The sequence below is a fragment of the Actinoplanes xinjiangensis genome, assembly GCF_003148685.1.
GTDB lineage: Bacteria > Actinomycetota > Actinomycetes > Mycobacteriales > Micromonosporaceae > Actinoplanes > Actinoplanes xinjiangensis.
Genome location: NZ_QGGR01000013.1, coordinates 138,039 through 161,645, shown reverse-complemented (window position 1 = coordinate 161,645; position 23,607 = coordinate 138,039). Strand labels below are relative to the sequence as shown.

The 23,607-nt window shown below is 70.9% G+C and carries 21 protein-coding genes; 12 read left to right on the top strand and 9 right to left on the bottom strand.

The annotated features are described in order from the left end of the window. Positions 1-28: 28 nt before the first annotated feature. Positions 29-1,078, top strand: coding sequence for a hypothetical protein (locus tag BC793_RS27555; protein ID WP_146246476.1), 1,050 nt, complete (start codon positions 29-31; stop codon positions 1,076-1,078). Here BC793_RS27555 and BC793_RS50320 read toward each other — a convergent pair. From BC793_RS50320 to xynC, 3 genes are all read right to left on the bottom strand, one after another. Next, positions 1,053-1,211 (bottom strand): hypothetical protein, encoded by a 159-nt coding sequence (locus tag BC793_RS50320; RefSeq protein WP_170167276.1) that lies wholly within the window; start codon positions 1,209-1,211, stop codon positions 1,053-1,055. The genes BC793_RS27555 and BC793_RS50320 overlap by 26 nt on opposite strands. A gap of 69 nt (positions 1,212-1,280) precedes the next feature. After that, positions 1,281-1,724, bottom strand: a complete 444-nt coding sequence (locus BC793_RS27550; protein WP_146246475.1) for an SRPBCC family protein — start codon at positions 1,722-1,724, stop codon at positions 1,281-1,283. Positions 1,725-1,815: 91 nt separating this feature from the next. Further along, entirely contained in the window at positions 1,816-3,537 is a 1,722-nt protein-coding gene (gene xynC / locus BC793_RS27545) for a glucuronoarabinoxylan endo-1,4-beta-xylanase XynC (protein ID WP_275416264.1), read from the bottom strand. Between the two features lie 736 nt (positions 3,538-4,273). Between xynC and BC793_RS27540 the strand changes: the two genes are divergently transcribed. Beyond that, entirely contained in the window at positions 4,274-5,893 is a 1,620-nt protein-coding gene (locus BC793_RS27540) for a glycoside hydrolase family 27 protein (RefSeq protein ID WP_109597223.1), read from the top strand. A gap of 31 nt (positions 5,894-5,924) precedes the next feature. Here the strand turns inward: BC793_RS27540 and BC793_RS27535 are convergent, their stop codons facing one another. Beyond that, complete coding sequence (locus BC793_RS27535; protein WP_239170364.1) at positions 5,925-9,608, bottom strand: SpoIIE family protein phosphatase; 3,684 nt, start codon at positions 9,606-9,608, stop codon at positions 5,925-5,927. 299 nt (positions 9,609-9,907) lie between these two features. On the opposite strand from BC793_RS27535, the gene BC793_RS27530 reads away from it, so the two are divergent. From BC793_RS27530 to BC793_RS27515, 4 genes are all read left to right on the top strand, one after another. Beyond that, a complete protein-coding gene (locus BC793_RS27530; RefSeq protein ID WP_239170363.1) occupies positions 9,908-10,222 on the top strand; it encodes a type VII secretion target in 315 nt (104 codons plus the stop codon). Between the two features lie 20 nt (positions 10,223-10,242). Continuing rightward, a complete protein-coding gene (locus BC793_RS27525; RefSeq protein WP_239170362.1) occupies positions 10,243-12,660 on the top strand; it encodes a hypothetical protein in 2,418 nt (805 codons plus the stop codon). Then, a complete protein-coding gene (locus BC793_RS27520) occupies positions 12,657-13,316 on the top strand; it encodes a hypothetical protein (RefSeq protein ID WP_239170361.1) in 660 nt (219 codons plus the stop codon). The genes BC793_RS27525 and BC793_RS27520 overlap by 4 nt, the downstream gene beginning before the upstream one ends. Positions 13,317-13,733: 417 nt before the next feature. Then, positions 13,734-14,090: a PepSY domain-containing protein gene (locus BC793_RS27515; protein WP_109597220.1), complete on the top strand. Its 357-nt coding sequence runs from the start codon at positions 13,734-13,736 to the stop codon at positions 14,088-14,090. Positions 14,091-14,118: 28 nt separating this feature from the next. Here the strand turns inward: BC793_RS27515 and BC793_RS27510 are convergent, their stop codons facing one another. Next, the gene (locus BC793_RS27510) at positions 14,119-15,456 is read right to left on the bottom strand and encodes a sensor histidine kinase (RefSeq protein WP_109597219.1); all 1,338 of its coding nucleotides are present in this window, start codon (positions 15,454-15,456) and stop codon (positions 14,119-14,121) included. A 92-nt stretch (positions 15,457-15,548) separates the two neighbouring features. Between BC793_RS27510 and BC793_RS27505 the strand changes: the two genes are divergently transcribed. Then, positions 15,549-16,229 carry a response regulator transcription factor gene (locus BC793_RS27505; protein ID WP_109597218.1) on the top strand — a complete coding sequence of 227 codons (681 nt, stop codon included), beginning with the start codon at positions 15,549-15,551 and terminating at the stop codon, positions 16,227-16,229. 49 nt (positions 16,230-16,278) lie between these two features. On the opposite strand, the gene BC793_RS27500 is transcribed toward BC793_RS27505, so the two are convergent. The 4 genes from BC793_RS27500 to BC793_RS27485 all read right to left on the bottom strand — a co-directional run bounded on the left by BC793_RS27500 (position 16,279) and on the right by BC793_RS27485 (position 18,694). Beyond that, entirely contained in the window at positions 16,279-16,635 is a 357-nt protein-coding gene (locus tag BC793_RS27500; RefSeq protein WP_109597667.1) for a transcriptional regulator, read from the bottom strand. A gap of 1 nt (position 16,636) precedes the next feature. Then, a complete protein-coding gene (locus tag BC793_RS27495) occupies positions 16,637-17,245 on the bottom strand; it encodes a hypothetical protein (protein WP_109597217.1) in 609 nt (202 codons plus the stop codon). Positions 17,246-17,333: 88 nt separating this feature from the next. Continuing rightward, complete coding sequence (locus tag BC793_RS27490) at positions 17,334-17,870, bottom strand: GNAT family N-acetyltransferase (RefSeq protein WP_109597216.1); 537 nt, start codon at positions 17,868-17,870, stop codon at positions 17,334-17,336. A gap of 32 nt (positions 17,871-17,902) precedes the next feature. After that, positions 17,903-18,694 carry a helix-turn-helix transcriptional regulator gene (locus BC793_RS27485; protein WP_158319389.1) on the bottom strand — a complete coding sequence of 264 codons (792 nt, stop codon included), beginning with the start codon at positions 18,692-18,694 and terminating at the stop codon, positions 17,903-17,905. Positions 18,695-18,822: 128 nt separating this feature from the next. On the opposite strand from BC793_RS27485, the gene BC793_RS27480 reads away from it, so the two are divergent. The 5 genes from BC793_RS27480 to BC793_RS27460 all read left to right on the top strand — a co-directional run bounded on the left by BC793_RS27480 (position 18,823) and on the right by BC793_RS27460 (position 23,572). After that, the gene (locus BC793_RS27480) at positions 18,823-20,106 is read left to right on the top strand and encodes a serine hydrolase domain-containing protein (RefSeq protein WP_109597214.1); all 1,284 of its coding nucleotides are present in this window, start codon (positions 18,823-18,825) and stop codon (positions 20,104-20,106) included. A 33-nt stretch (positions 20,107-20,139) separates the two neighbouring features. Then, positions 20,140-20,958, top strand: coding sequence for a MerR family transcriptional regulator (locus BC793_RS27475; protein WP_109597213.1), 819 nt, complete (start codon positions 20,140-20,142; stop codon positions 20,956-20,958). Positions 20,959-20,961: 3 nt separating this feature from the next. Then, the gene (locus tag BC793_RS27470) at positions 20,962-22,224 is read left to right on the top strand and encodes a helix-turn-helix domain-containing protein (protein ID WP_109597212.1); all 1,263 of its coding nucleotides are present in this window, start codon (positions 20,962-20,964) and stop codon (positions 22,222-22,224) included. Positions 22,225-22,334: 110 nt separating this feature from the next. Further along, a complete protein-coding gene (locus BC793_RS27465) occupies positions 22,335-22,802 on the top strand; it encodes a RidA family protein (RefSeq protein WP_109597211.1) in 468 nt (155 codons plus the stop codon). 65 nt (positions 22,803-22,867) lie between these two features. After that, on the top strand, positions 22,868-23,572 hold the full coding sequence (locus BC793_RS27460; RefSeq protein ID WP_109597210.1) for an alpha/beta fold hydrolase: 705 nt from the start codon (positions 22,868-22,870) through the stop codon (positions 23,570-23,572). Positions 23,573-23,607 lie beyond the last annotated feature (35 nt).

Genomic DNA, 23,607 nt, shown 5'->3' with positions numbered 1-23,607 from the left:
CACAGTGGGCTTCTCACAGGATCGACGCATGTCGCTACGTCGTGTTTTTACGGCAGCCTGTGTGGTCTTCGTCGCCGGTGAGATGGCGCTCCGGCTCTTCTGGATCGCCGGCGGCCGGTGGGGGTACACCGTCTGTGACCGGACCGACCTGGGAGATCATCCGGCCCGCGGGTGTGGCGCCGACCAGGTTGCCACGGTGCCGTTCGTGGCCGGGTGGGGCGCGCTCGGCCTCTGCGTCGCCCTCGCGGTGGTCATCGCGTACACGGATCGATGGAAAGCCGCCGTGACCTGGATCGCGGCCGTGATTCTGCTGATCCTGGCCTTTCCGCTGCATCTGCTCTTCGAGATTCCGGCGGGCATCGCGGGGCAGCCCACCGACTGGCGGGACCTCGGTGGCCGGGTCGCGTTGCTGGCCGGTGGCATCGCCTTCGCCGGGCTGGCGCACGCGGTGGGGTCGCCCCGCGGATCGGCGCCGACCGAATACCAGCCGGCGCCGGAATGGGCGCGACGCTGGGCGTACGTGGCGGTGGCGCTGCCGATCGTGGGCTGGGCCGTACCGCACGGGCTGTGGGTTCTCGGCGTACCGTTCGGGATCTCCGAACAGCAGCTGCACAGCGCCGACGGGGACCTGTCGACGGCGACCGGGGTGGCGCTCACCGTGGTGCCGCCGCTGGCCGCGCTGCTCGTGCTCGGGCTGGTGCAACGGTGGGGACAGCAGTACCCGCCATGGCTGCCGGGGTTGGGCGGCCGGCGGGTTCCGCGGCTGCTGGCGGTGCTACCCGCCGGGACCGTGGCGATCACGCTGGTGGCCTACGGCGTGCTGAGCTTCGGGGCGTTCGCCGGTCAGGTGCTGGACGGGGAGCAGAGCTGGGCGCAGATCCGTGAGGGCTGGGCGACGGTCGCCACGCTGCTGGTCTTCCTCAGCTGGGGCGTGGCCGTGGGGGTGACCACCGCCGGATACATCGTGGCGACCCAGCCGGGTCGGCGAGCAGCGGAATGCCGCCGATCCGGCGTGTCTGCGACCGGGCCGCGAGCCGGACGTGGTCGTCGGGTTATCGCAAAGCCCGGCGGCCCTTGATGACGCCCAGGGCGATCGAGGCGACCAGGGCGATCAGCCCGAGGATGATGAGCCACTTGACGGCCTTGACGACCAGACCGAGGACGATGAGTACGACAGCGACGATGCCGAGTGTCACCAGGAGTGCACGCACGGGGATCTCCTAACCTTGAAGTCTCTACAGTGCCCCGGCCAGGCCCGGATGAACCGTTCGGTGGGGTCGTCACCCGGCGTTGAAGTTGTCGCTGACATCGCGCTGGAGATTGCGCATGGCCTCGTCGAGCAGCTGCTGGACGGTCTGTTCGTCGGCGCCCGGCGCGGTGACCTCGGCATGCAGCACGCTGCCACCGGACGGGCCGTCCTCGACCCGGGCGCCGCCCCGTGGACCGGTTCCGTCCAGCGGGTGCCAGCTGACCCGCAGGTCGTCCGGGAGGATCTCCACCCCGTACCGCTGCCGCTGTGTCCCCTCGCGGACCGTGACCTGCTGGACCGTCACCGACTCGGGGTGCACGTCCGGCGGTAGCCACCGTGCGGCCCGGTCCGGGTCGGTCAGCACGTCGAAGACCACCTCGGCCGGCCCGGTGAAGGTGTAGGCGCCGCTGACCCGGGTGTCGTTCACCGTGTTCTCCCGTCCCGTTGCCGTCTCCCGCCGGACAGGGAATGCCACCGATCGCCGCTTCTAAACCGATTCCCCGGTTCGGCGAAGATCCGATGGCGGGCATGCCGAGCTCCGGCCCCGGTATGCCCGCCATCGAGGGTCAGCCGACCTGGATCAGGCGCCAGTTGTTGCCGGCGCTGCCGTTGTCGGCGTACTGGACGACCTGGGTGCCCCAGGTGCTGGAGCCGTTGAGCAGGGTGAGGACCTTGCCGCTGTGTGCGTTGCGGATCCGGTGGGAACCGTCGCTGTTGGCCACCAGGGTCCACCGGTGGTCGGCGGTGCCGGTGTCGCCCCATTGCAGGACCCTGGCGTTGTCGGCGGTCGACATGCCGTCGACGCCGAGGACCCGGCCGCTGTTGACGTTGCGGAACCGGAACGCGTCGCCGTCGGCGATCCTCGCCCAGTGGTGGTCGGCGGTGCCGGTGTCGCCCCAGCCCACCGCCAGGCCCCCGTCGGCGGTGGACATGTCCCGCACGCCGACGACCAGGCCGGTGCTGACGTTGACCAGCTTGAAGATGCTGCCGCCGGTGCTGGTGCCGCTCACCGGTGCCACGAAGGTCGTCACGCTGCGGGCCGGAAGGGTGGCGGTGAGCGAGCCGTTCGACATGGTGAGCGCGTTCTGGGCCGCGACGTTGCGGCCGCCGTCGGTCACCCAGTTCGCCACGCTGCCGGACGCGGTGGTGTTGGCCAGGGTGAACTGCTGGCTCACCGCCGAGGTGTTCTTGTTGACCGCGACGATGACGACGGTGTTGCCGCCGCGGTACGCCGAGACGTAGACGTTCGACGCCGGGTTCGCCGTCGCGTCGATGCGCACATATCCGGGGCGCACGAATCTGGCGAACTGCGCCATCACGGCACCGCGCTTGCTGATCTGGCCGTCCTCGCGCATCGGTCCGTAACTGCGCCGCAGGTACCACCAGACGTACGCCTGGAACTCGGCGTCGACCATGGCGCGGTGGAGGTGTTCGCCGATGTCGAGCGCCTCGGGCCAGGCGTCGCCGGAGTTGGTGTTGCTGTTGGGGTAGTAGACCTCGGTCATCCAGAGTTCTTTGCTGGCACCCTTCTGCTTGAACAGAGGGTACGCGAAGTTGGCGTACGGCGTGCCGTAGAGGTGGGCTCCGATGATGTCGACGTTGGCCAGCGCCGCCGGGTCGTTGAGGATCGGGTCCGACACGGACTTCACGTACTGGAAGGACTCGGGTGCGATGACCCTGGTGCTGATCGAGCCGGCGTTCTCCCGGAGGAACCTGGTCATCTCGCTGGGAGTCCACCATGTCCACTCCGACGCGTAGTCGGGTTCGTTCTGCACCGAGATGCCGTACAGGTTCACCCCGTTGTTGCGCATGTGGACGGTGAAGTCGTTGAGGTGCGCGGCGTAGGCGCCGTACGAACCGGCCTTGAGACGCCTCTGATTGGGCTGGCCGTTGCGGGTGAAGGTCTCGATCATGCCGGCCGGCGGGTTCCACGGTGAGGCGAAGACGGTCGCGCCGAGTTCGACGGCGCGTTTGGCCGTCGCCAGGTCACGGCTCCAGTCCGCCTGGTTCTCGCCGACCGGGATCCGCAGGAGGGAGAACCCGAGCTGGCCGTTGCCGGAGCCGAACGCCGTGGTCCGTTGAGCGGCGGTCAGGTCGCCGATCCAGGCCGCGTGCGCCATCGCACCGAAGCCCTTGATCGTCTGCCGCGACACCGACGGGTTGATGTTCGCCGCCGCGGCCGAGGCGTCCGTGGCCCCGATGACCGAGGCCGCGACCGTGGCGACCGGCACGGCCCCCATGGCTGCCAGGACGACTCTGCGGCGCAGCACCTTCGGGTCACCGCTCACGGGTTCATGCTGATCTCGCGTCATGGTTCGTCCTCCTGGCTGGGGATGTCTGTCCGCGCCTCTTCGGATCTCATCGAGCCGGGCCGGCACCGTCTACCGCGTCGCCATGGGGGTTGGCTTCGCCTTCGGTACGACATCGGTCAATGCTCGAGGCGCATTCTTAGAATGCACACCTTGGCAGAATCATCCCATTGATGCAATGGTCGGCTCCATCGAATACCAGGAAGAACAACCGCAGCTCAGGGGCATGATGGAAAGCCCACTGCTCGAATCCTTAAATGCAGACCATGAAAGGCCGACCCGGATAACAGTTTTTTCCGGGCCTCTTTTTCCGGGCTTCTGCGGGCTATCGGCACCGACATATATCAGGCGCCCCTGCCTGCCATGGCGCCTGGACCGCCGACCGGCTGCCGGGCCTGGAACGCGTCCTGTTCCTCAGCGCCGTCCCGGTGAACGCCGAGGGCTCCCGTGGCGGTGATCGGGTGACCGGGCGACGGGCGATGAAGGCCATGGGACCGGTACAAGACCTTGACGACAGTCCATGTTAGCGATAACAATTTCACCGCAACCGTAAACGGATCGTAGCTCGACCGTAACGTTCCCCTCCCCCCGCGGGACACCCCCGGTTCCTCCGTCCGATCACCCCGGCCGCGCAGTGACGTGGCGCCCCGGTGCGGCCGCGGCGGACCCCGCCACCCCTGGAAGCTGGTCCTTGGTGAAACTCTCCGTGCGGCCCATGACGGCCGTTCTGGCCGCTGCGGCCACCGCCCTGGCATGCCTCGTCCCTGCCGCCGCCTCCCCCGCCGCGGCGGCGCCCGGCAGTCCCGCGGTCCGGCCCCCGCTGGGCTGGAACAGCTGGAACACGTTCGGCTGCGACATCAACGAGGCCAAGATCCGTGGCGCCGCCGATGCCATGGTCGACTCCGGGATGAGAGCGGCCGGCTACCAGTACGTCGTGGTCGACGACTGCTGGCAGGCCACCACCCGCGACAGTGCGGGCAACCTGCGCTCCGACCCGGGACGCTTCCCGTCCGGGATGAAGGCGCTCGGGGACTACATCCACGCCCGGGGGCTCAAGTTCGGCATCTACCAGGCGCCTCGCGAGGAGACCTGCGCCCAGTACTTCAACGCCATCGGTGGTGCCACCGGCGCGTTGAATCATGAGCAGCAGGACGCGAACACGTTCGCCTCCTGGGGTGTCGATTTTCTCAAGTACGACTGGTGCTCGCCCTGGGGCACGCTCAACGATCAGATCGCCGGATTCACGAAGATGCGCGACGCGCTGCGCGCCACCGGGCGGCCGATCGTCTACTCGATCAACTCCAACAGTGCCCATTCCAACACCGGGCCGTCGTACGACTGGAGCCAGGTCGCCGACATGTGGCGTACCACCGAGGACATCACCGACAAGTGGACCAGCGGCTGTCGCGCAGACTGCTTCATGGGGGTCACCGAGATCCTCGACGTGCAGGCACCGCTGGCCTCGTGGGCCGGGCCGCAACATTGGAACGACCCGGACATGCTCGAAGTCGGCGTACGCGGCACGTTCACCCCGACCGAGAACCGGGCGCACTTCAGCATGTGGGCGATCATGGCGGCGCCGCTGATCGCGGGCAACGACATCACCACCATGCCCGCGGACGTACGGACGGTGCTCACCAACACCGACGTGCTGGCCGTCAACCAGGACACCCTCGGCCGTCAGGCGCAGCGGGTCCACGACTTCGGCGAGACCGAGGTGTGGGCCAAGCCCCTCGCTGACGGCTCGGCCGCGGTCGCCCTGCTCAACCGGTCGGGCACCACCGCCACCGTGTCCACCACCGCCACCGGGATCGGCATGCCCGCCGCGAACGGCTACCAGCTCTTCGACGTCTGGACCAAGGCCACCCGCAACACCGCCGGCACGATCAGCGCCACCGTCGCGCCGCACGGCGTGGTCATGTACCGGGTGCGGACCGGCTCCACCACCCCCACCGACACGTTCAGCCTGCGTGGCGCCGGGTCCGGACGCTGCCTGGACCTGCTCGGCGGCGCGCCCGTCGACGGGACCCAGGCGGTCATCTGGGACTGCAACGGCGGCATCACGCAGGTCGTCACGGCCACCGGAGGCCAGCTGCGCATCGGCGGCAAATGCCTCGACGCCGAGAGCAACGGCACCACCGACGGCACCCGGGTGATCCTCTGGACCTGCGGCACCGGCACCAATCAGCAGTGGACGCTCCAGGCCGACGGCACCGTACGCGGAACGCAGTCCGGCAAATGCATCGACGTCAACCAGGCCGCCACCGCCAACAACAGCACGCTCCTGCTGTGGACCTGCTCGGCCGCGGCCAACCAGCGGTGGACCCGCATCTGACAGCGCCGGCGTGGTGGCGGCGTGGACGAGGTCACTGGCTGGGGGCGCGCCAGCGGCGTTCGATCGTGACGGTGGTCCCGGTGGCTGTCGGGACCACCCGCACGTCGCCGTAGGCGCTCATCAGCAGGGCGCCCCGTCCGCGGTCGCGGACCGGTGGCCGGGCCCGCCACCCTCCGAAGTCCCGCACCACGATCAGGACCACACCGTCGATGACCCGCAGCTCCACCTCCACGTCGGGCCGGCTGGGCCGCTGGGCGTGCTCCACCGCGTTGTTGACCGCCTCGGTCGCGGCCACCTGCAGGTCGTACAGCAGGTCGGGGTCGATGGCGTGATGGCCCAGGGCGGCGCGCAGGTCCCGGCGCAGCATGCCGGACGCCGACGGGTCCAGCGGGTACGACCACGTGACGTGCAGGTCCGGCACGTCGGCGACGACGTGCGCGTCCGGAGTCCGGTGCCGGCGCACGACGAGCGCCGCGATGTCGTCGCGCTGCGGGTCGGGGACACCGGCGAGCACGGCGTCGAGCAGAGCGGCGGGTGACGCGCCGGCGGCGTACGACTGCCGGCTCTGCCGCCGCAACCGGTCGAGTCCGACGTCGATGGGAGACGGGAAGCTCTCGACCAGGCCGTCGGTGTAGAGCAGCAGCTGGGCGCCGGGCGGGAGGTCACCGTCGTTCTGCCGGTACGACGCCCGGCGCAGGCCGAGCGGTGGACCGACGACACCGTGCAGCAGCTGGGTGTCCCGCTCCGGGCCGGAGAACACCGGAGTGGGATGCCCGGCGCTGCACCAGGCGAGCTCCCCGGTGTCCGGACGGAGATGGAGCACCAACAGCGTGGCCGTCCTCGGCGTACCGAGGCGGTCGATCAGTTCCGCCACCCGGGTGACGATGCTCGCGGGCCCCGGGTCCCGCACCGCGTACGCCCGGACCGCGGCGCGCACCTGACCGGTCGTCACCGCCGCGCCCAGCCCGTGGCCGGCCACGTCACCGATGCTGAGCAGGACGCCACCATCCGCCAGCACCATGGCGTCGTACCAGTCGCCGCCGACCCGCCCGCCGGCCGGCCGGTGGGTCCCGTGGAGTTCCCAGCCGTCCAGGGCGGGCAGATCCTCCGGCAGGATGCTCCGCCGCAGAGTCGGCACCAGCTGGTGGTCGTGGTCAGGCCGCCAGCCGGTCTGCGCGAGCCAGGCGAGCATGTCCGCCATCGGCTCGAGCAGGTCCCGGTCCTGATCGGCGGACCGGCGCGCCGGGTCGATCAGCACGGTGAGGGTGCCGATCTGCTCGCCGTCGCCACCCCGGATCGCGGTACGCACGGTGCCGGGCCCCTCGGCGGGTACGCCGTCCGCGCCCGAGGTGAACCGCAGCGCGGGGCGCTCGTCGGCCCCGTTGACCACGACCTCGGCCGCGGTGCCCTCCACCAGGGCACGTGCCTGCTCGGTGACGGCCTGGAACGCCTCCTCCAGGGCGCGACCGGACGCCATCACCGCGGTGGTGCCGGCCGGCACGGACAGCTGCCGGGTGTGCCCGGCGCGGACCCGGGCCAGCCGCAGGGTGTTGCGGACCCGCACCACCAGTTCCGCCGCCGTGAACGGCTTGACCACGTAGTCGTCGGCGCCGGCCTCCAGGCCCTCGACGCCGGACTCGTCGCCGGCCCGGGCGGACAGCATGACCACCGGGAGCGCCCGGGTGGCTTCGTCGGCGCGTACCGCTCGCACGAGGGCGAAGCCGTCCATGCGGGGCATCATCACGTCGGTGAGCAGCAGGTCCGGCGGGAACCGGTGGATCGCCTCCAGCGCCGCGCGCCCGTCCGGGACGAGCTCCACCTGCCAGCCCTGGTCGCTGAGCAGCCGCCTCAGGTAGGAGCGCATGTCGCTGTTGTCATCCGCGACGAGGATCCGGGCCGCATCCGCCTCCGGCCGGGACGACGCGGTCGCGGCCGGCGGGGCGGCGTGCGGGACGTCGAGCCAGCCGGCCGCCTCCCGGGCCGCGGCCTGCGCCGCCGACATGTCCGGCAGCGGTTCGGCGGCTGTGGCTTCGACCAGTGGCGCGGTCACGGTGAACGTGGTGCCGGCACCGGGGGTGCTGTCGACGGTCACGTCACCGCCGTGCAGCCGGGCCAGCTCGCGGACCAGCGCCAGGCCGATCCCGCTGCCCTCGTGGCTGCGCGACCGCACTCCCCGGACGCGGTGGAAGCGGTCGAACAGCCGGGGCAGATCGTTGGCGGCGATGCCGATGCCGGTGTCCGCGACGGTCAGCCGTACCGTGGTGGCGTCGGCCTCGAGCCGCACCCGGATCTCGCCGACGAAGGTGAACTTCAGCGCGTTCGACAGCAGGTTGCTGACGATCTTCTCCCAGTTCAGCGGGTCGACGGCCACCGTGTGCGGCAGCGGCGGGCAGTCCACGACCAGGCGCAGGTCGGCGCGTTCGGCCGCCGCCCGGAAGACCCCGGCGAGGTCGGCGGTGTAGCGGGCGAGGTCGATCGGTCGCGGCTGGTGCTGGGCCCGGCCGGCCTCCACGCTGGAGAACGTCAGCAGATTGTTCACCAGGGAGAGCAGCCGGTCGGCGCTGCGCAGAGCGATCTCCATCCGGTCCCGCTGGGCCGGGCCGAGCGGTTCGCCGTCATCGGCGAGGGCGTCGGTCAGAGGGCCCATCATCAAGGTCAGCGGGGTACGGAACTCGTGGCTCACGTTGGTGAAGAAGTCGGTCTTCACCCGGTCCAGCTCGGCCAGCGCGGCGGCACGGTCCCGCTCCTGCTGATACGTCTGGGCGTTCCGCACCGCGACCGCGACCTGCTGCGCGAGCAGCTCGAAGAACGAGCGGTACGTCTCGTCCAGCCCCCGGCTCGGGCTGACACCGGCCAGCAGCACACCCAGCGGCTGCGACCGCTCGGCGGACGGCAACGGAACAGCCACCGCGGTGCGTACCGGGTCGTCCCAGGCGCCACCGGTCACGGCGAGCCGCTCGGCGACGTCCCCGATGTCGACGCTCTCGCCGCCGGCCGCGACGAGCAGACGCCACCCGTCCCCGGCCGGCCCGGCGACGGTCGGCGGCAAGGCGTCGGCATCGTCCACTCCGACGGCCGCGGCCCGGCGGAGCAGGGCGCCGTCGCGCAGGTAGATGGCGGCGAACGGGACGTCGATCCCGTGCTCGCCCATCACCGCGCAGAGCCGTGTGCAGACCTGGTGAACGTCGGCGGTCCGGCCGCCGGCCGGCACCGCGAGGTCGCGCAGCAGGCGCAGCCGACGCTCGCCGACCACCTGCTCGGTGACCTCGCTGCACACGGTGAGGATGCCCGCGGTGGCGCCGTCGTCGTCGCGGGCGGGCGCGTGGGAGACGCTGAAGTACGCCTCCTCCCGATAGCCGGACCGGTCCAGTGCCAGCTGCAACGCCGGCACCCAGCTGGCCACGCCGGTCGCCTTGGCGTCGACGATCAACGGCTCCAGAACGTCCCAGCCCTCGGCCAGCGTCACCCGGACATCGCCGCCCAGCGCGTCGGGATGTTTGTCGCCGATCAACGCGGAGTAGGCGTCGTTGTAGAGCTGGGTGTAATTCGGTCCCCACAGCAGGAGCATCGGATAGCGGGAGGACAGCACGATCCGGACGGCCGCGCGCAGACTCTGCGACCAGGTGCCCACCGGGCCGACGTCGGTGGCCGACCAGTCGAGCCGGCTCATCAGGTGCCCCGTGGTACCGCCACCGGCGAAGAGGTCGTCCGTCACGTGATCACGCTACCCACGCGGGGCACCGTCATCCCGTACCGGGCTTCCGCCTTTCCGGCTGCTGAACCTGCGGGCCGTCGTCGGCGTGTACCCCGTCGAGGGTTCGCGGCGGCCCCGCGCGAGGATCTATCCTCCGCCATCGGGCCTGCCCTGTCCTTCGAGGCCGGACACCCTGGCCTCGTCGCGTGCCGGGGGTGGTCGGGTGACAAGAGGACCGTGCGGGACGCGGCGCGATGGAAGACTGTGCCTTTGCTTGTACACGGTGCCGACCGTGATGTTCCCTGGGGGAGGGATTACCGGTGCAGCCTGGTGGTCTAGAGGTTGATGTCGAGGTGCTGCGCGGTGTCGGGCGCAACGTGGCGGACGTCGCGGCGACATTGCGCGAGACGGTGAAGGGTGCCGGTACCGGCCTGACGCCGGCGGCGGGGGCGGCTTCCGCGGCCGACATCGCCGCGCGGGAGGCCGAGAAGGTGTGGCTGGCCGCTCTGCAGGGGCTCGCCGGCCGGGTGGAGGAGTACGGCAGGAGCCTGACCACCGCGGCGCAGGACTATCTGGCCACCGATCAGGCGAGTGCCGACGGGTTGCGGCGTAGTGGGGCGGGGGCGGGCCGGTGAGTGGCCTGACGTTGCAGGATGTGCTGGATTTCGATTCCGGTCCGTGGCATGCCGCGTCCGGTGTCTGGTCGCGGTTGGCGCTGGGTATCGACGACGCGTCGGAGGACCTGATCCGTTGCACCCGCGATCTGGACGCGGCGTGGCCGCAGGGCACCGGGTCGGCTGCGGCGGTGGAGCAGGGGTCGAAGCTGCGTACCGAGGCGGACAACACCTATCTGCCGGCCAAGCGGCTGGCTGACGCGTTCGATCAGCATGCGTACGCGATGCGGGGCTATCGCACGCAGGCGGAGCAGATCGTCGCGTCGGCGCGGCAGGCCGGCTACACGGTGGACACGGCGACGATGTCGATCACCGCGCCCGCGTCGGCGTACACCGGCGGCAATCTGGATCGCACGGGGCGGGAGACCGGCGCGCTGCTCAACGATCTGCGGCTGGTCGTGGATTACGCGCGGGCGCAGGACGACACGACGGCGGCCACCATCAAGGGCAACGTGCCGTCGGGGCAGAACGGTTTCGCGACCACCCCGCCCGCCAAGATCACCCGGGCCCAGGAGCTGGCGAACAAGATAAAGAATCCGGCGTACGAGCCGACCCCCGCCGAACTCGACGAGTTGCGGGCCCTGGTCGAGGTGTACGGCAAGGATCCGGCGTTCGCCCACGACGTGTTGACCAGCCTGGGGCCGAAGGGTCTGCTGGAGCTGTCCGGCACGCTGGCGACCTACCAGTTGGATCATCCGGGCAAGGACGCCGACGATCTGCTGTTCAACCGCGGCACCGCCGACATGGTGGGCGATCTGCAGAACGGTCTCGGGGTGATGCTGAGTACCGCGACCACGGAAACCGGCACCACGACGGGCCCGCGCGGTGAGACCTACGTCCCCGGCCGGTACGAGTTGTCCAGCCAGTGGGTCGGTGACCTGATGGCCGCCGGGCGCAGCAAGATCGACATCGGTGACCCGTCCAGCCCCGCACGGTATGTCGAGGACGTCTACGGCTACCAGCTGCTCGGCCCGATGTTGCATAACAACAGCTTCGACTCCGGGTTCCTGACCACGGTCGGCGGGGACATCGTCGACTTCGAGATGGAGCAGGGCAAGGACGGCGCCCTGTGGACCGAGGCCCGCGGGGAGAACATCCGCCTGGACTGGACGGTGGACCACGACGACAACAAGGCGCCGGCCGGCTACGACCCGGTGAACTCGCTGATGAGTGCCCTGTCGAGAAACGGTGAGGCCACCCGGGACATGCTCACCGGTGTCACCCACTTCACCGCCGACGGCCCGGAGGGCGGCCGGTTGCCGCGGTTGGACTATCTGCTGACCGACCGGGACTGGAACGCGACCCCGGACGTGCCCGGTGGTCCCGGTTGGACGGCCGAGATGATGGCCAACGGCAAGGACTACAAGAACGGCTCGCTGAATGAGTTCGGCGTCGCTCTGGAACGCGCCACGACCGACCAGCCGGGGCCGGAGGCGCGGCGTCTGGTCGAGGCGATCATCTACGAGACCAGCATCGACGAGCAGGCCAAGGGTTACGCCGACGGTACGGATCCGGCCAAGGGCGGTAAGACCGAGGACTTCGCGAAGACCGATCTGATCCACCCGGAGCTGCGCGACTCGATGGGCAACATCGTGTCGGCGTACATCGTCGACGTGAACCACAACATCGCCGACGGCCGCTCGGTGACCGACGAGATGATCGACGTCAACCGCACCGATCTGACCCGGTTCCTGGCCGACATCGGCAAGGACGAGGGCGCGCACCAGACGGTCGCCAACGCCGAGGCGGTGTACACCGCGGCCCAGTACGACCAGATCCTGTCCGGCCGGCAGAACCCGAACGACGACATCAACGGCAACCTGCGCGCGATGGAGGTCGTCTCGCACAACTACGGCAGTGTGCTCGGCGCCCTCGACTTCGGAGCCGGCGAGGCGCAGCACGCCACCAGCGCCGAACTCGACGAGAAACACAACAAGAACATCGAGGACCGGTACAAGGTCGTCGGCCCCCTGGTCGAAGGCACGGTCGGCGCGGCGACCTCCAGGGTCCCCGGCCTCAGCGACCTGGCCAACGGGTTCGTCGGCAACGTGCTGGAGGACCTCGAAGAAGGCGCGAAGGTCGACAACAGCGGCCGGACCACCTACGACGTCGGCAGCATGCTCGGCGCCGGCCGGACCACCGCGGTCGACCTCACCGAGGTCGGCCTCTACAACAGCGGCAGACTCGAGGGCCTGCCGGCCGGCCTGATCCAGGACGGCCAACCCAAACCGGTGAGCCAGTGGACCGACGAGGACCACCGGGACTGGCAGGCCTACAAGGGCGGGCTCGGCCAGAGCACGGTGGGTAACGCCGCCGCCCAGGCCGGAGACTCGTACCAGAACGGCTACGAATGGACCAAGGGCGTCCTGACCGACTGGAAGAACGGGGAGACCAAGTGAGGATGCGCGCTGCGGCGGTGGTCGCCGTGACGGTGGCCCTGGCCACGGCGGGTTGCACCGGTCCCGACGAGCCCCCGAAGGTGGATACGACGCCGTCCGGCGCGGCGAGCGGTGCGGCCCCGTCGTCGATGACGTTCGAGGAGGCGTACCGGCGACTGCCGATCGACGGGCCCCCGAACGCGCCGATCACCTGGGAGAAGTCTTCGACACCGGACTCCGGCGAGGTTCTCGCCGCCCGGCGGAGCCTGGCGTTCTGGTACTGGCAGGGCAGTGCGACCGACTGGACCGCGATCGTCCCGGTCGGCCGGTTCCTGTTCACCGACCGGTTCTACCAGCAGTCCCTGGCCCCGTTCGCCGACGTCACCGACAACGAGGAGCCGTCGAGCGGCCCGCTCTGGGTGAAGACCATGGGCGTCGAGAAGACCGGCCCGGACCAGGCACGGGTGACCTTCTGCACCGACCGGGGCCACTGGCGTGACGCCGGCGTGTCCGCCGTCCCCCAGGACCGGGCGAACCTCGAGTCGTACCTGCTCAAGTATGAGCAGACCGGCGACGGCGAACGCCACTGGCTCACCGACAGCCTGATCGACAACGCCGTCGACCGCGAGGCGCAGTACGGCGCGGAGTGCACGAAGTGGGCTCAGCACCGGCCCTGACACGCCCGGCGCAGGTCGGCCTCCTGTGACGGGCATCGCATCGACCACGGGCGACGGCGGATGCGGCTCAGCCGCCGGACGGCGGTGCCGAACAGAATCGACAAAAGCAGCATCCCGGCTGGCTCAGCCGGGATGCTGACCGGTCCTGTTTGAAACGATTCGAGGACCATAGTCGCGACTGCCACCTCAGCCGTCACCGCCGACCTCACCCGCCTGGCTGCCGACCTGACCACCCTGGTCGGCAACTTCCGGCACTGAGCCGGCCGGCGTCACCGGGACGCCGGCCGCTTGTGCCAGGAATGAGACAGGTCCCGGACAGGATCCGGCCCGGTACCGAGCGTCACAGCGCCACCCGCCGTACTGCCCGATGTCAGGGCCCGCACAGGCGGGCAGCACTCTCGTCGGTCGGAGGTTCGCATGCGCAGGATCCTGCTCGTGGCAGTCGGTGTCGCCGGGGTCGGACTGCCCCTGGTGGCGGGTACCGCCCTGGCCACGGCGAAGGACTCCCGGGACGACGCCCGCGCCTCGGCCGGTTTCGAGATCGAGATCGATCCGGAACTGGACGCGAGGTTCGGGCCACGCCCGGTCAACGCCGTCCGGGCCGGCACGATCGTCGTCCAACGGTTCCCCGGCGCCCGTGTCCTGGAGGCGGAACTCGACGAACGCGACGGCGGCCCGATCTGGGAGATGAAGTTCTCCCTCGACGGCGACGAACGTGAAGTCGACGTGGACGCCGTCGACGGGTCGATCCGGCAGGGCGGAGACGACGACTGACCGCCCGGCACCGCGGACCACCTCACCGTCAGACCGGCAGAACGACGACCGCGTCGATGCCGGCGGGGGCGGCCGCGTCCAGCCGGACGCGGCCACCACTGGCCACCGCCAGCTGCTCGACCAGAGCCAGGCCCAGCCCGGTGCCGCCCTTACGGGCACCGGGCGCACGCCAGAACGGCTGGAGCGCCCGCACCCGGTCCCCGTCGGCCAGACCCGGCCCGTTGTCGGCGACGTGCAGCTCAGCCGTCGTGCCATCGGCCTGCCAGGTGACCGCGACCGTGCTGCCGGCCGGTGCCACGTCCAGGGCGTTCGCGATCAGGTTGTCGAGAATCTGTTCCAGAGCCCCGGGCACCACCTGAGCCGACACCTGTTGCGGCCCGCGGAGGGACAGGGTGACACCACGGTCGGCGGCCACCGGCTCCCAGACCGCCGCGCGGGCCGCGACGGCGCCGCTGAGCACGACCGGTTCCGGTGGCACGCCGCCATGTTCGTTACGGGTCATCGCCAGCAACGTGTCGACCAGGGTCGCGAGCCGGTCGGTCTCCAGGACGGCGGCCCGCAGATTCGCCTCACCACCGGCGGCGACGTCGAACTCCAGGTTCTCCAGGCGCAGCCGCAACGCCGTCAGCGGTGTCTTGAGCTGGTGCGAGGCATGCCCCACGAAGGAACGCTGCGCGGCGATCAGATTCTGCAGGCGTACCGCCGTGGTGTTGAAGGTCGCCGCCAGGCGGCGCAGCTCCGGCGGCCCCGTCGTGGTCGACGCGGGAGAGGCGGCGCCGTCGGCGAGATGGCGGGTCGCACGTTCCAGTTCCCGCACCGGCCGGCCGATCCACCGGGCCAGTGCCAGCGCGATCAGCGTGCCGCAGATCAGCACCGCGACCCCGACTCCGGCCAGCACGAGCCGGAACTGGTGGATCCGGTCGGTCAGCGGCCCGTTCGGCACGCTCACCTGCATGGCACCCTGCGACGGCCGGCCCGGATGGATCGGTACGGCCACCGACATCGTCCGCTCGCCGAACTCACCGAACACCGGGGTGTCAGCGGTCAGCACCCGGTGCAGTCGCGGTGCGGTGGCGCCGTCGGGGCGGGTACTGACCACCGTGCGGCCGGCCCCGTCGACCAGGTCGATCTGCGCGTCCCACCGGCCGGCGGCATCGCGGACCAGCGACTCGATCCGGTTGTCGTGGTTCACCGGCAGAGCGGTGTCGATGAACGCGGCGAGCGTCTCCGCGTCGTGTTCCAGCTGGGCGAGCGCATGCTGCTGTTCCCCACGCTGGTAGACGTAACCGAACGGCAGCGCCAGCCCGACCAGGACGACCAGGGTCAGCGACAGATAGGTCAACAGCAGACGGCGGATCACAGGCATCGGTACGGTCGGCGCCGCCGGCCGGGTTCAACCATCCGACGGCCGGGCGCGTATCCCCTCCCGACGGGGATCGCGCTGCTCAGGGAGGTTTCATGCGGGTGCTGCTGGTCGAGGACGACGAGTCGATCGCCGAGCCGCTCGCCGAGGGCCTGGCCCGCTACGGCATCAGCACCCACCGGGTGGTCACCGGCAGGGCCGCCCTCGACGCGCCGCCCGGCGACTTCGTGCTGCTGGACCTGGGCCTGCCCGACATCGACGGCATCGACGTGTGCCGCCGGATCCGGCAGACCAGCGACGTCCCGATCATCATGCTGACCGCCCGCGGCGACGAGACCGACCGTGTCCTCGGCCTCGAGATCGGCGCCGACGACTACATGCCCAAGCCGTTCAGCACCCGGGAACTGGTGGCCCGGATGCGCGCCATCGGCCGGCGCACCCGCCCCGCCGAGCCCACAACCGACACCTCGGCAGCGCATCGGCTCGGCCCGCTGACCATCGACGACCGCACCCGGCAGGCGCACCTGCACGGCGAACCCCTCGCCCTGACCCCGAAGGAATACCACCTGCTCGCCCTGCTCGCGGCCGATCCCGGCGCGGTCGTGGACCGGCGCCGGATCCTGGAGACGGTCTGGGAGCCGAACTTCTTCGGCCGCGGCAAGACCCTCGACTTCCACGTGGCCACGCTGCGCCGCAAACTCGGCGACCCGCACTGGATCGAGAACCGGCGCGGCATCGGATTCCGGCTGGTCGTCCCGGACAGCCGGGGCGCATGACCACCCCGCCGCGACCGGATGGTGCGGGCGTCCGGCACGGCGGTGCCGATCAGGACCCGTCGCGTGTGGTCGTACCGTTCGTCCGGAAGCGGTTCACCAGGGCCGCCAGCACGTCCATCTCGGCGGCCAGCGCCTGTTCGCCGAGCCGGGTGATGGTGACCCAGGTTCGCGGGCGGCGGCCGATGAACTCCTTCGCCGTCTCGACGAGCCCCTGCGTGGTGAGAACGTCGATGTGGCGGCCGAGGTTGCCGTCGGTGAGGTCGAGCGTGCGCTTGAGGTAGGCGAAGTCGGCCCGGCCGGCTTCGTCGAGCAGCGTCAGCAAGGCCAGCCGGGTCTTCTGGTGCACGGCCTCGTTGAGGCCCAGCGCCGGATGCGGCGCCCGGGCATCGGGGTCCCCGCCGGGCACGTCACACGGCCCGGGCGCGACGGTCGGCCATCCGGCCACCGAGGATCAACGCGACACCGGCCGCGACCTGCAGACCGATCGCGGTCCAGCTCTCGGCCGATCCGCGCGGTGTGGCGGCCAGCAGACCCTGCACCAGTCCGGCCAGGGCCAGGGCGACGGCGACGCCGTACACGACGTTGCCGCGCTGGCGCAGAGCGATCGCGGTCAGGATCGCGGCCGGCCAGGCCAGCGTGGCCCAATAGCCGCCGACGAAGAACACCGGGACGAACAACAGTGCCAGGACGGGAAGGCTGACCACAAAACCGACGGTGACCACTTCGTACGATCGGGGGCCGCCGCCCACGCCGGCTCGTGCGGCCAGTCGCCGGGCGTGGTCACGCAGCACGATCAGCCCGGCCGCCCCGGCGACCGGCCAGTACAGCAGCAGGGTGAGCTTGGCGCCGCCCGACTCCGGCATCGTGGCGATGACCGCCAGCAGCGCGCTGTCGACAAGCGTCAGGATGCCGAACACCAGCAGCGGCAGGCTGACCGTCCGGCGGTCGGCGCGCACCCGGGCACGCAGGGCCCGCACTTCGGCGTGGATGTCGGTGATGCCGGTGGCACCGTTCATGGCTGCTGCCTCCTCATTGTCGCTGCAATGGAGAGTACTCTGCGGTAGAGAGTGAGTCGGCGGGTGGGGGCCGTCGATCTCCGGCGGCTCACCGGGACGGCGTGACCGGCGAGCGCATGCCGAGCCACTGCTCGGCGTCCCAGGCATGGAACCGTTCCACCTCGGTGAACCCCAGTTTCGCGGCGAGGCGCATCGAGCCGGCGTTGGCGGTCTGGGTGGCGAGCACCACCGGCTCGCCGGGAAGGACCCGGTCGAGCCAACCGAGTGCCGCCGTACACGCCTCGGCGGCGTACCCGAGTCCCCACACCTCCGGCAGGAACAGGTAACCGAGATCGACCTTTCCCACCGCGGCCAGCCGGTCCCCGGCCGGTCTCCTGAGCAGGACCTGGCCGATCATCGTCCCGTCGAGGTCGACGACGAAGCTCCCCGGCCACCGCCCGGGCACCTCGGGCAGTTCGCGCTCGAGGACGTCGCGCGGGCGCGGACCGCCGAGGTGGGCATGCACCTCGGGCGAGGCGAGCAGCTCGATGAACGCCGGCCGGTCCCGGGCCCTGGCCGCACGAAGCACCAGCCTCTCGGTCCTGATCGGTTCAGGCGGCCAGCTCACCGATCCGAGATCCGGCATCCCCGCACGCTAGCAGAACCACGGGCCGGTGATCATGCCGTGAGCAGGGGCCGCAGATCCGTGCCGCCGCGTGGGGTGAAGACGAGCATCCGCTGCCGGCGGTCATGGCTGAAGACGACCTCGCAGTCGAAGTCCACCCGGCCCACGGCCGGGTGGACCAGCGAGGTGGTCTCCTGGCGGCAGAGCCGGACCTCATGGTTCTCCCACAGCTCCCGGAACTCGGGACTGCGCGCACGCAGCGTCGCGATCATGTGTTCGGCCTCGGCGGGGTCGAGTTCGAGGTCCGCCGCCGCCCGGACGCTGGCGGCGAAGGTCGCGCTCTGGGCGGCGTGAACGTCAGCGGGATAGATGCCGCGCTCCTCCGGCATCATGAACCACCGGTAGTACCCGCTCCGGGCCAGTCCCGTGTACCGCGTCAGATCGCCGAACAGTGCCAGGCACATCCGGTTCTGCAGCAGGGTGTGGGCCAGATTCGAGATGATCATCGCCGGGTTTCCGTCGAGCGCGTTCAGCACCCGGCGCAGCCCGGGATCGACGTCGTCGAATTCCAGCGCCTGCTGGGGCGGGTGATGACCGATCAGGTGGTACAGGTGGTCACGTTCGTCGGTGGTCAGTTCCAGCGCCTGGGAGAGCGCCGACACCACCTCGGGTGACGGCCGCGGCCCGCGCCGCTGTTCCAGCCGGGTGTAGTAGTCGATGGAGATGTAGGCGCGCTCGGCGACATCCTCCCGGCGCAGTCCCCGGGTCCGGCGGCTCGTGCGGCCGACGGGGGCGAGCGCGGCCCGGCGGTTCCGTAGGAAGTCGGCCAGCTCCTCGCGTTTCACCAGGTGATCTTAAAACACGCCGGGGGCCGCACCGGGCCGGCACCTCGCTACCAGGGACTGTCGATCCCTGGTCCGGCCGCGTCGCCCATGTCACCGTTCGACGTCTCGCAGAAATGGGGAGAAGCCGAGTGGTTCTGAAAGTGCATGTGCCGTCCGCCATGGTCCACGGGGAGGTGGCGGAGGGCTACGGGCCGGTGGCCGACGCGTTCCGGCGCAACTTCGCGCGGGGACGGGAGATCGGGGCCGCCTGCGCGGTCTATCGCGACGGCCGGAAGGTGGTCGACCTGTGGGGCGGCTATCGCGACGGTCTGACACGGGAGCCGTGGGAACGCGACACGATGGTGCCGGTCTTCTCGACGACCAAAGGCGTGTCGTCGACGGCGGTCGCGCTGCTGCACTCGCGGGGACTACTGGACTACGACCAGCGGGTGGCGGCCTACTGGCCCGAGTTCGCCGCCGCGGGCAAAGCCGACGTCACCGTACGCCAGCTGTTGTCGCACCAGGCGGGCCTGGCGGCGATCGACCGCCCGCTGGAGTTGCGTGACCTGACCGGCTCGCCGGCTCTGGCCGCGGCGCTGGCGCAGCAGCGCCCGGCATGGACGCCCGGGGAACGCCACGGCTATCACGGCACGAGCCTCGGCTGGTACGAGAGCGAACTCGTCAGCCGGATCGATCCGCACGGTCGCCACCTCGGGCGGTTCTTCGCCGAGGAGGTGGCGGCACCGCTCGGTCTGGACTTCCACATCGGACTGCCGGAGGGCACCGATCGTCGCCGTATCGCCCGGATGCACGGCTTCCGGACCTGGGAGATGATGCTGCACATCACGGCGATGCCGCCGGCCTTCGCGGTGGCGTTCGCCAACCCACGGAGCCTGAGCGCCCGCGCCTTCCAGAATCCGCGGATGCTCGGCGTCCCGGACAACATCAACCGGCCCGACGTGCAGGCCGCCGAGATCCCCGCCGTCAACGGCATCGGGCAGGTGCGCTCGATCGCCCGGCTCTACGGCGAAGCCGCGACCGGTGGCACCGGACTGGGGCTGCGCCCCTGGACGCTCGCCGAACTGAAGAGCCCGGCGCAGACACCGTCGCGCGGTCTGCTCGACCAGGTCCTGCGGCTGCCGACCCAGTACTCACTGGGGTATGTGAAGCCGTTTCCGGCGTTCCGGTTCGGCTCCGCCTCGGGTACGGCGTTCGGCACGATGGGGCTGGGCGGCTCGTTCGCCTTCGCCGACCCGGACACCGGTGTCGGATTCGCCTACGCGATGAACCGGACCGGCTTCCACCTGTGGGACGACCCGCGCGAGGTGGCACTGCGCGACGCACTGTTCGCCGAGGTCCTCGGTGAGATGCCGCAACGGCCCGACACCGCGCGTGCCCGGACACGCCGCGGTGCCGGTCACCGCCGGGCTTGACCTTGTGGCCGCTGTAAGGGGCACGCTGGAACCATGTTGTCGATCAAGGACTTCAGTGCGATGGCTCATCTCTCCGCGCAGACGCTGCGGTACTACCACGCCGAGGGGCTGCTCGTACCGGCCCGGGTCGACGAGCAGACCGGCTACCGCTCGTACACCTTCGACCAGGTGCAGGACGCCATGCTGATCGCCGTCCTCCGGCAGGCCGGTCTGGGTGTCCGGCAGGTCAGGCAGGCGCTCGACGAACCCGACACCGCGGACGCGCTGTTGCGCGAGCACACCGCTCAGGTCCAGCGGCGCCGGGAGGAACAGGACGAGGCGCTCCGGACCGCCCGGGACCTGCTGGGGGCACGACCGGAGCCGTGCGTGCGCCGGACTCCGGCGATGACCGTGGTGTCGAAGCCGGCCCCGGTCACCCCGCCGGGCCACGACCAGCAGGAGTGGGATCTGACCGAGACGGTCCTGAAGGCCGCGACCGACGATCTCGTCGCAACGGTGCGGCAGTGCGGCGCGACACCGACGGGTACGCCGTGGCGGGTCATCGCCCCGGGTGCCGCGTCCGCCGCGGGCAGACCCCTCTGGCTGGTACGGGTCGCGGTCCTCGGCGACCCGGCGACGTGGGCCACCGGCCTGCCACCGCTCGCCGAGGTGCGGGAGTACGGCGCCGGCGAGGAGCTGTCGATCACCATGCCCGGCCGCCACTCGATGGCGAAGTACTGCACGGCGATCGGCCGACTGCTCGCCCACCCGATCGAGGGCGGGTTCCTGGACATCGGGCGGATGCGTCATCTGGTCCACGAGGACGGCGTCGAGTTCCGTGCGCCGATCCGCCGCCTCGAAGGGCCCACCTGATCGATGAGTGACACCTTCGGTCGCCGGCTGCGAGAACAGCGGCACACGGCCGGGTTGACGATGGAGCAGCTGGCGGAACGGTCCGGCGTCAGCGCCCGCGCGATCAGCGACATGGAACGCGAGCGCAGCGTCGCGCCGCAGCGGCGGACCGTCCAGGCACTCGCCGAGGCACTGGCACTACCCGCGGCCGAGCAGCCCGCCTTCCTGGCCGCGGCCCGGGCCGGCCGGGCGAGGACCACGGCCACCGTGCCGGCCGGCTGCTGTGCGCTGCCGCGCCCGATACCCGACTTCACCGGCCGCGGCCGGGAACTGGCTCAGCTGACCCGGGTGGCGAACGCGGCCCAGCCGGCACCGGCGGTCGCGCCGGTGGTGACGGTGTCCGGAACAGCCGGGACCGGCAAGACGACGCTGGCGGTACAGGCGGCGCACCTGCTCGGTGCGGCATTCACCGGCGGATCCCTCTTCGTCGACCTGCGAGGGATGGATGCCCGCCCGCCCGGCGCCGACGAGACCCTCGCCCGGCTGCTCAGCGCGCTGGGCGTCCGGGACGACGAGATCCCCGAGGACGGCACCGACCGGGCCGGCATGTTCCGCGAACTGCTGCATCACCGGCGGGTACTGGCGGTGTTCGACAACGTCGCGGACGAGTCACAGGTGCGGCCGCTGCTACCCGGTCCCGGACCGTCTCTGACCGTCATCACCAGTCGCCGGCTGCTCGCCGGGCTCGAGGGCGTCCACCGGCTCCACCTGACGCAGCTGCCGTCCGAGGACGCGGCGACACTGCTGCGGCGCATCATCGGCGACCGGGAACCCGGCGCGACCGGTGAGGTGGCCGAACTGTGCGGACGGCTGCCGCTCGCCCTGCGGATCGCCGGGAACCGGTTGATGAGCCGGCCGCAGTGGACAGTGCGGCATCTGGCCGACCGGCTGTCCGACGAACGCCGGCGGCTCGACCAGCTCATCGCCGGGGACCTGCGGATCGCGGCCGCGTTCAGCCTCTCGTACACCCAGCTGTCCCCGCAGGCGCGCCGGCTGTTCCGTCGCCTGTCGCTCGCGCCCGTGGCGGACTTCGACGCGGGACTCGCCGGTGCCCTCGATCCGGTGGACCCCGACGGCATCGAGGACGCCCTCGACGAACTCGTCGAGTCGAGCCTGCTGCAGGCGCATGTCGACGGCCGGTACCGCTTCCACAACCTGATCCGGCTGTTCGCCCGGGAGCGGCTCGCCGAGGAGGAACCGGCGGCCGGACACGGCCGATCCGCATAGGCAGAAGCACTTCTGCATGCGGTCTCGCGTGTTCCGTGCCGCCCCGGCCGGGTGAGATCGACTACGGGCGCGGCAGGAGCCGCCCGGCCGTGACACGAAGGGCGCACACCATGGGGATCTGGACCGACCGGCTCGTCGAGCTGGGCATCACGCTGCCGCATGTCGCCACGCCGGTCGGCGGCTACGCCCCGGCGGTCCGATCCGGCCGGTACGTCTACACCTCCGGCCAGCTGCCGTTCGTCGGCGGGACACTGCCGGTCACCGGCAAGGTCGGCGACGGTGTCGACGTGGACCAGGCAGCCGACCTGGCACGTACCGCCGCCTTGAACGCCCTCGCGGCGGTGGACGCCGTGGTCGGCATCGACGCGGTGGTCCGGGTCGTCAGGGTGACCGGCTTCGTCGCCTCGCTGCCGTCCTTCACCGGTCAGGCCCGGGTCCTCGACGGCGCCTCCACCTTCCTGCACGACGTCTTCGGCCCGGCCGGGATCCATGCCCGTTCCGCCGTCGGCCTCGCGGTGCTGCCCCTGGACAGCCCGGTCGAGGTCGAACTCCAGGTAGAGATCACACCCGGCCGGTGACCGGCCGGCGCCGATCGTGTCCCCTTCCTGTCCACCGTTCTGTCGACCCGTTGAAGGGCCCTGTCATGAAACCCACCATCGTCCTCGTCCACGGCGCGTTCGCCGAGTCCGCCAGCTGGAACGAGGTGACCCGGCGGCTGCTCACCGACGGCTACCCGGTGATCGCCGCACCCAACCCGCTGCGCAGCCTGTCCGGTGACGCCGCCGTCGTCTCCGGCGTCCTGGCCACCGTCGACGGGCCGGTCGTGCTCGTCGGCCACTCCTACGGCGGGGCGGTCATGTCCAACGCCGCCGTCGGCCACGACCACGTCAGGGCACTCGTGTTCGTCGCCGCCTTCGCCCCGGAGGCCGGCGAGAGCATCGGCGAACTGTCCGGCAGGTTCCCCGGCGGCACCCTCGGCGAGACCCTCACCGAGGTGCCGCTCCCGGACGGCACCGTCGACCTGTACATCCGGCAGGACAGGTACCACCGGCAGTTCACCGCCGACGTCCCGGCCGAGCGTGCCGCCCTCGACGCCGTCGCCCAGCGCCCGCTGAACACCACGGCACTCCACGAGGGATCCGGCGAGCCTGCCTGGAAGAGCGTGCCGTCCTGGTTCGTGTATCCGGAGCTGGACCACAACATCCCGCTCGCGGCGCACCGTTTCATGGCCGAGCGTGCCGGCGCCCGCGAACGTGTGGAACTGCCCGGTGCGTCGCACGCCATCCCCGCCTCCGAGCCCGCCGCCGTGGCCGCGCTCATCGGCCGGGCCGCCGCCGCGGTCCTCTGACGTCCCGGTGCGGTACCGCCCGGTGCCGCACCAAG

Bases quoted from the DNA above. Each gene is read 5' to 3' on its own strand.
- BC793_RS27555 (WP_146246476.1), top strand. From the start codon at position 29: ATGTCGCTACGTCGTGTTTTTACGGCAGCCTGTGTGGTCTTCGTCGCC.
- BC793_RS27540 (WP_109597223.1), top strand. From the start codon at position 4,274: ATGACGGCCGTTCTGGCCGCTGCGGCCACCGCCCTGGCATGCCTCGTC.
- BC793_RS27515 (WP_109597220.1), top strand. From the start codon at position 13,734: ATGCGCAGGATCCTGCTCGTGGCAGTCGGTGTCGCCGGGGTCGGACTG.
- BC793_RS27510 (WP_109597219.1), bottom strand. From the start codon at position 15,456: ATGCCTGTGATCCGCCGTCTGCTGTTGACCTATCTGTCGCTGACCCTG.
- BC793_RS27505 (WP_109597218.1), top strand. From the start codon at position 15,549: ATGCGGGTGCTGCTGGTCGAGGACGACGAGTCGATCGCCGAGCCGCTC.
- BC793_RS27495 (WP_109597217.1), bottom strand. From the start codon at position 17,245: ATGAACGGTGCCACCGGCATCACCGACATCCACGCCGAAGTGCGGGCC.
- BC793_RS27490 (WP_109597216.1), bottom strand. From the start codon at position 17,870: ATGCCGGATCTCGGATCGGTGAGCTGGCCGCCTGAACCGATCAGGACC.
- BC793_RS27475 (WP_109597213.1), top strand. From the start codon at position 20,140: ATGTTGTCGATCAAGGACTTCAGTGCGATGGCTCATCTCTCCGCGCAG.
- BC793_RS27470 (WP_109597212.1), top strand. From the start codon at position 20,962: ATGAGTGACACCTTCGGTCGCCGGCTGCGAGAACAGCGGCACACGGCC.
- BC793_RS27465 (WP_109597211.1), top strand. From the start codon at position 22,335: ATGGGGATCTGGACCGACCGGCTCGTCGAGCTGGGCATCACGCTGCCG.
- BC793_RS27460 (WP_109597210.1), top strand. From the start codon at position 22,868: ATGAAACCCACCATCGTCCTCGTCCACGGCGCGTTCGCCGAGTCCGCC.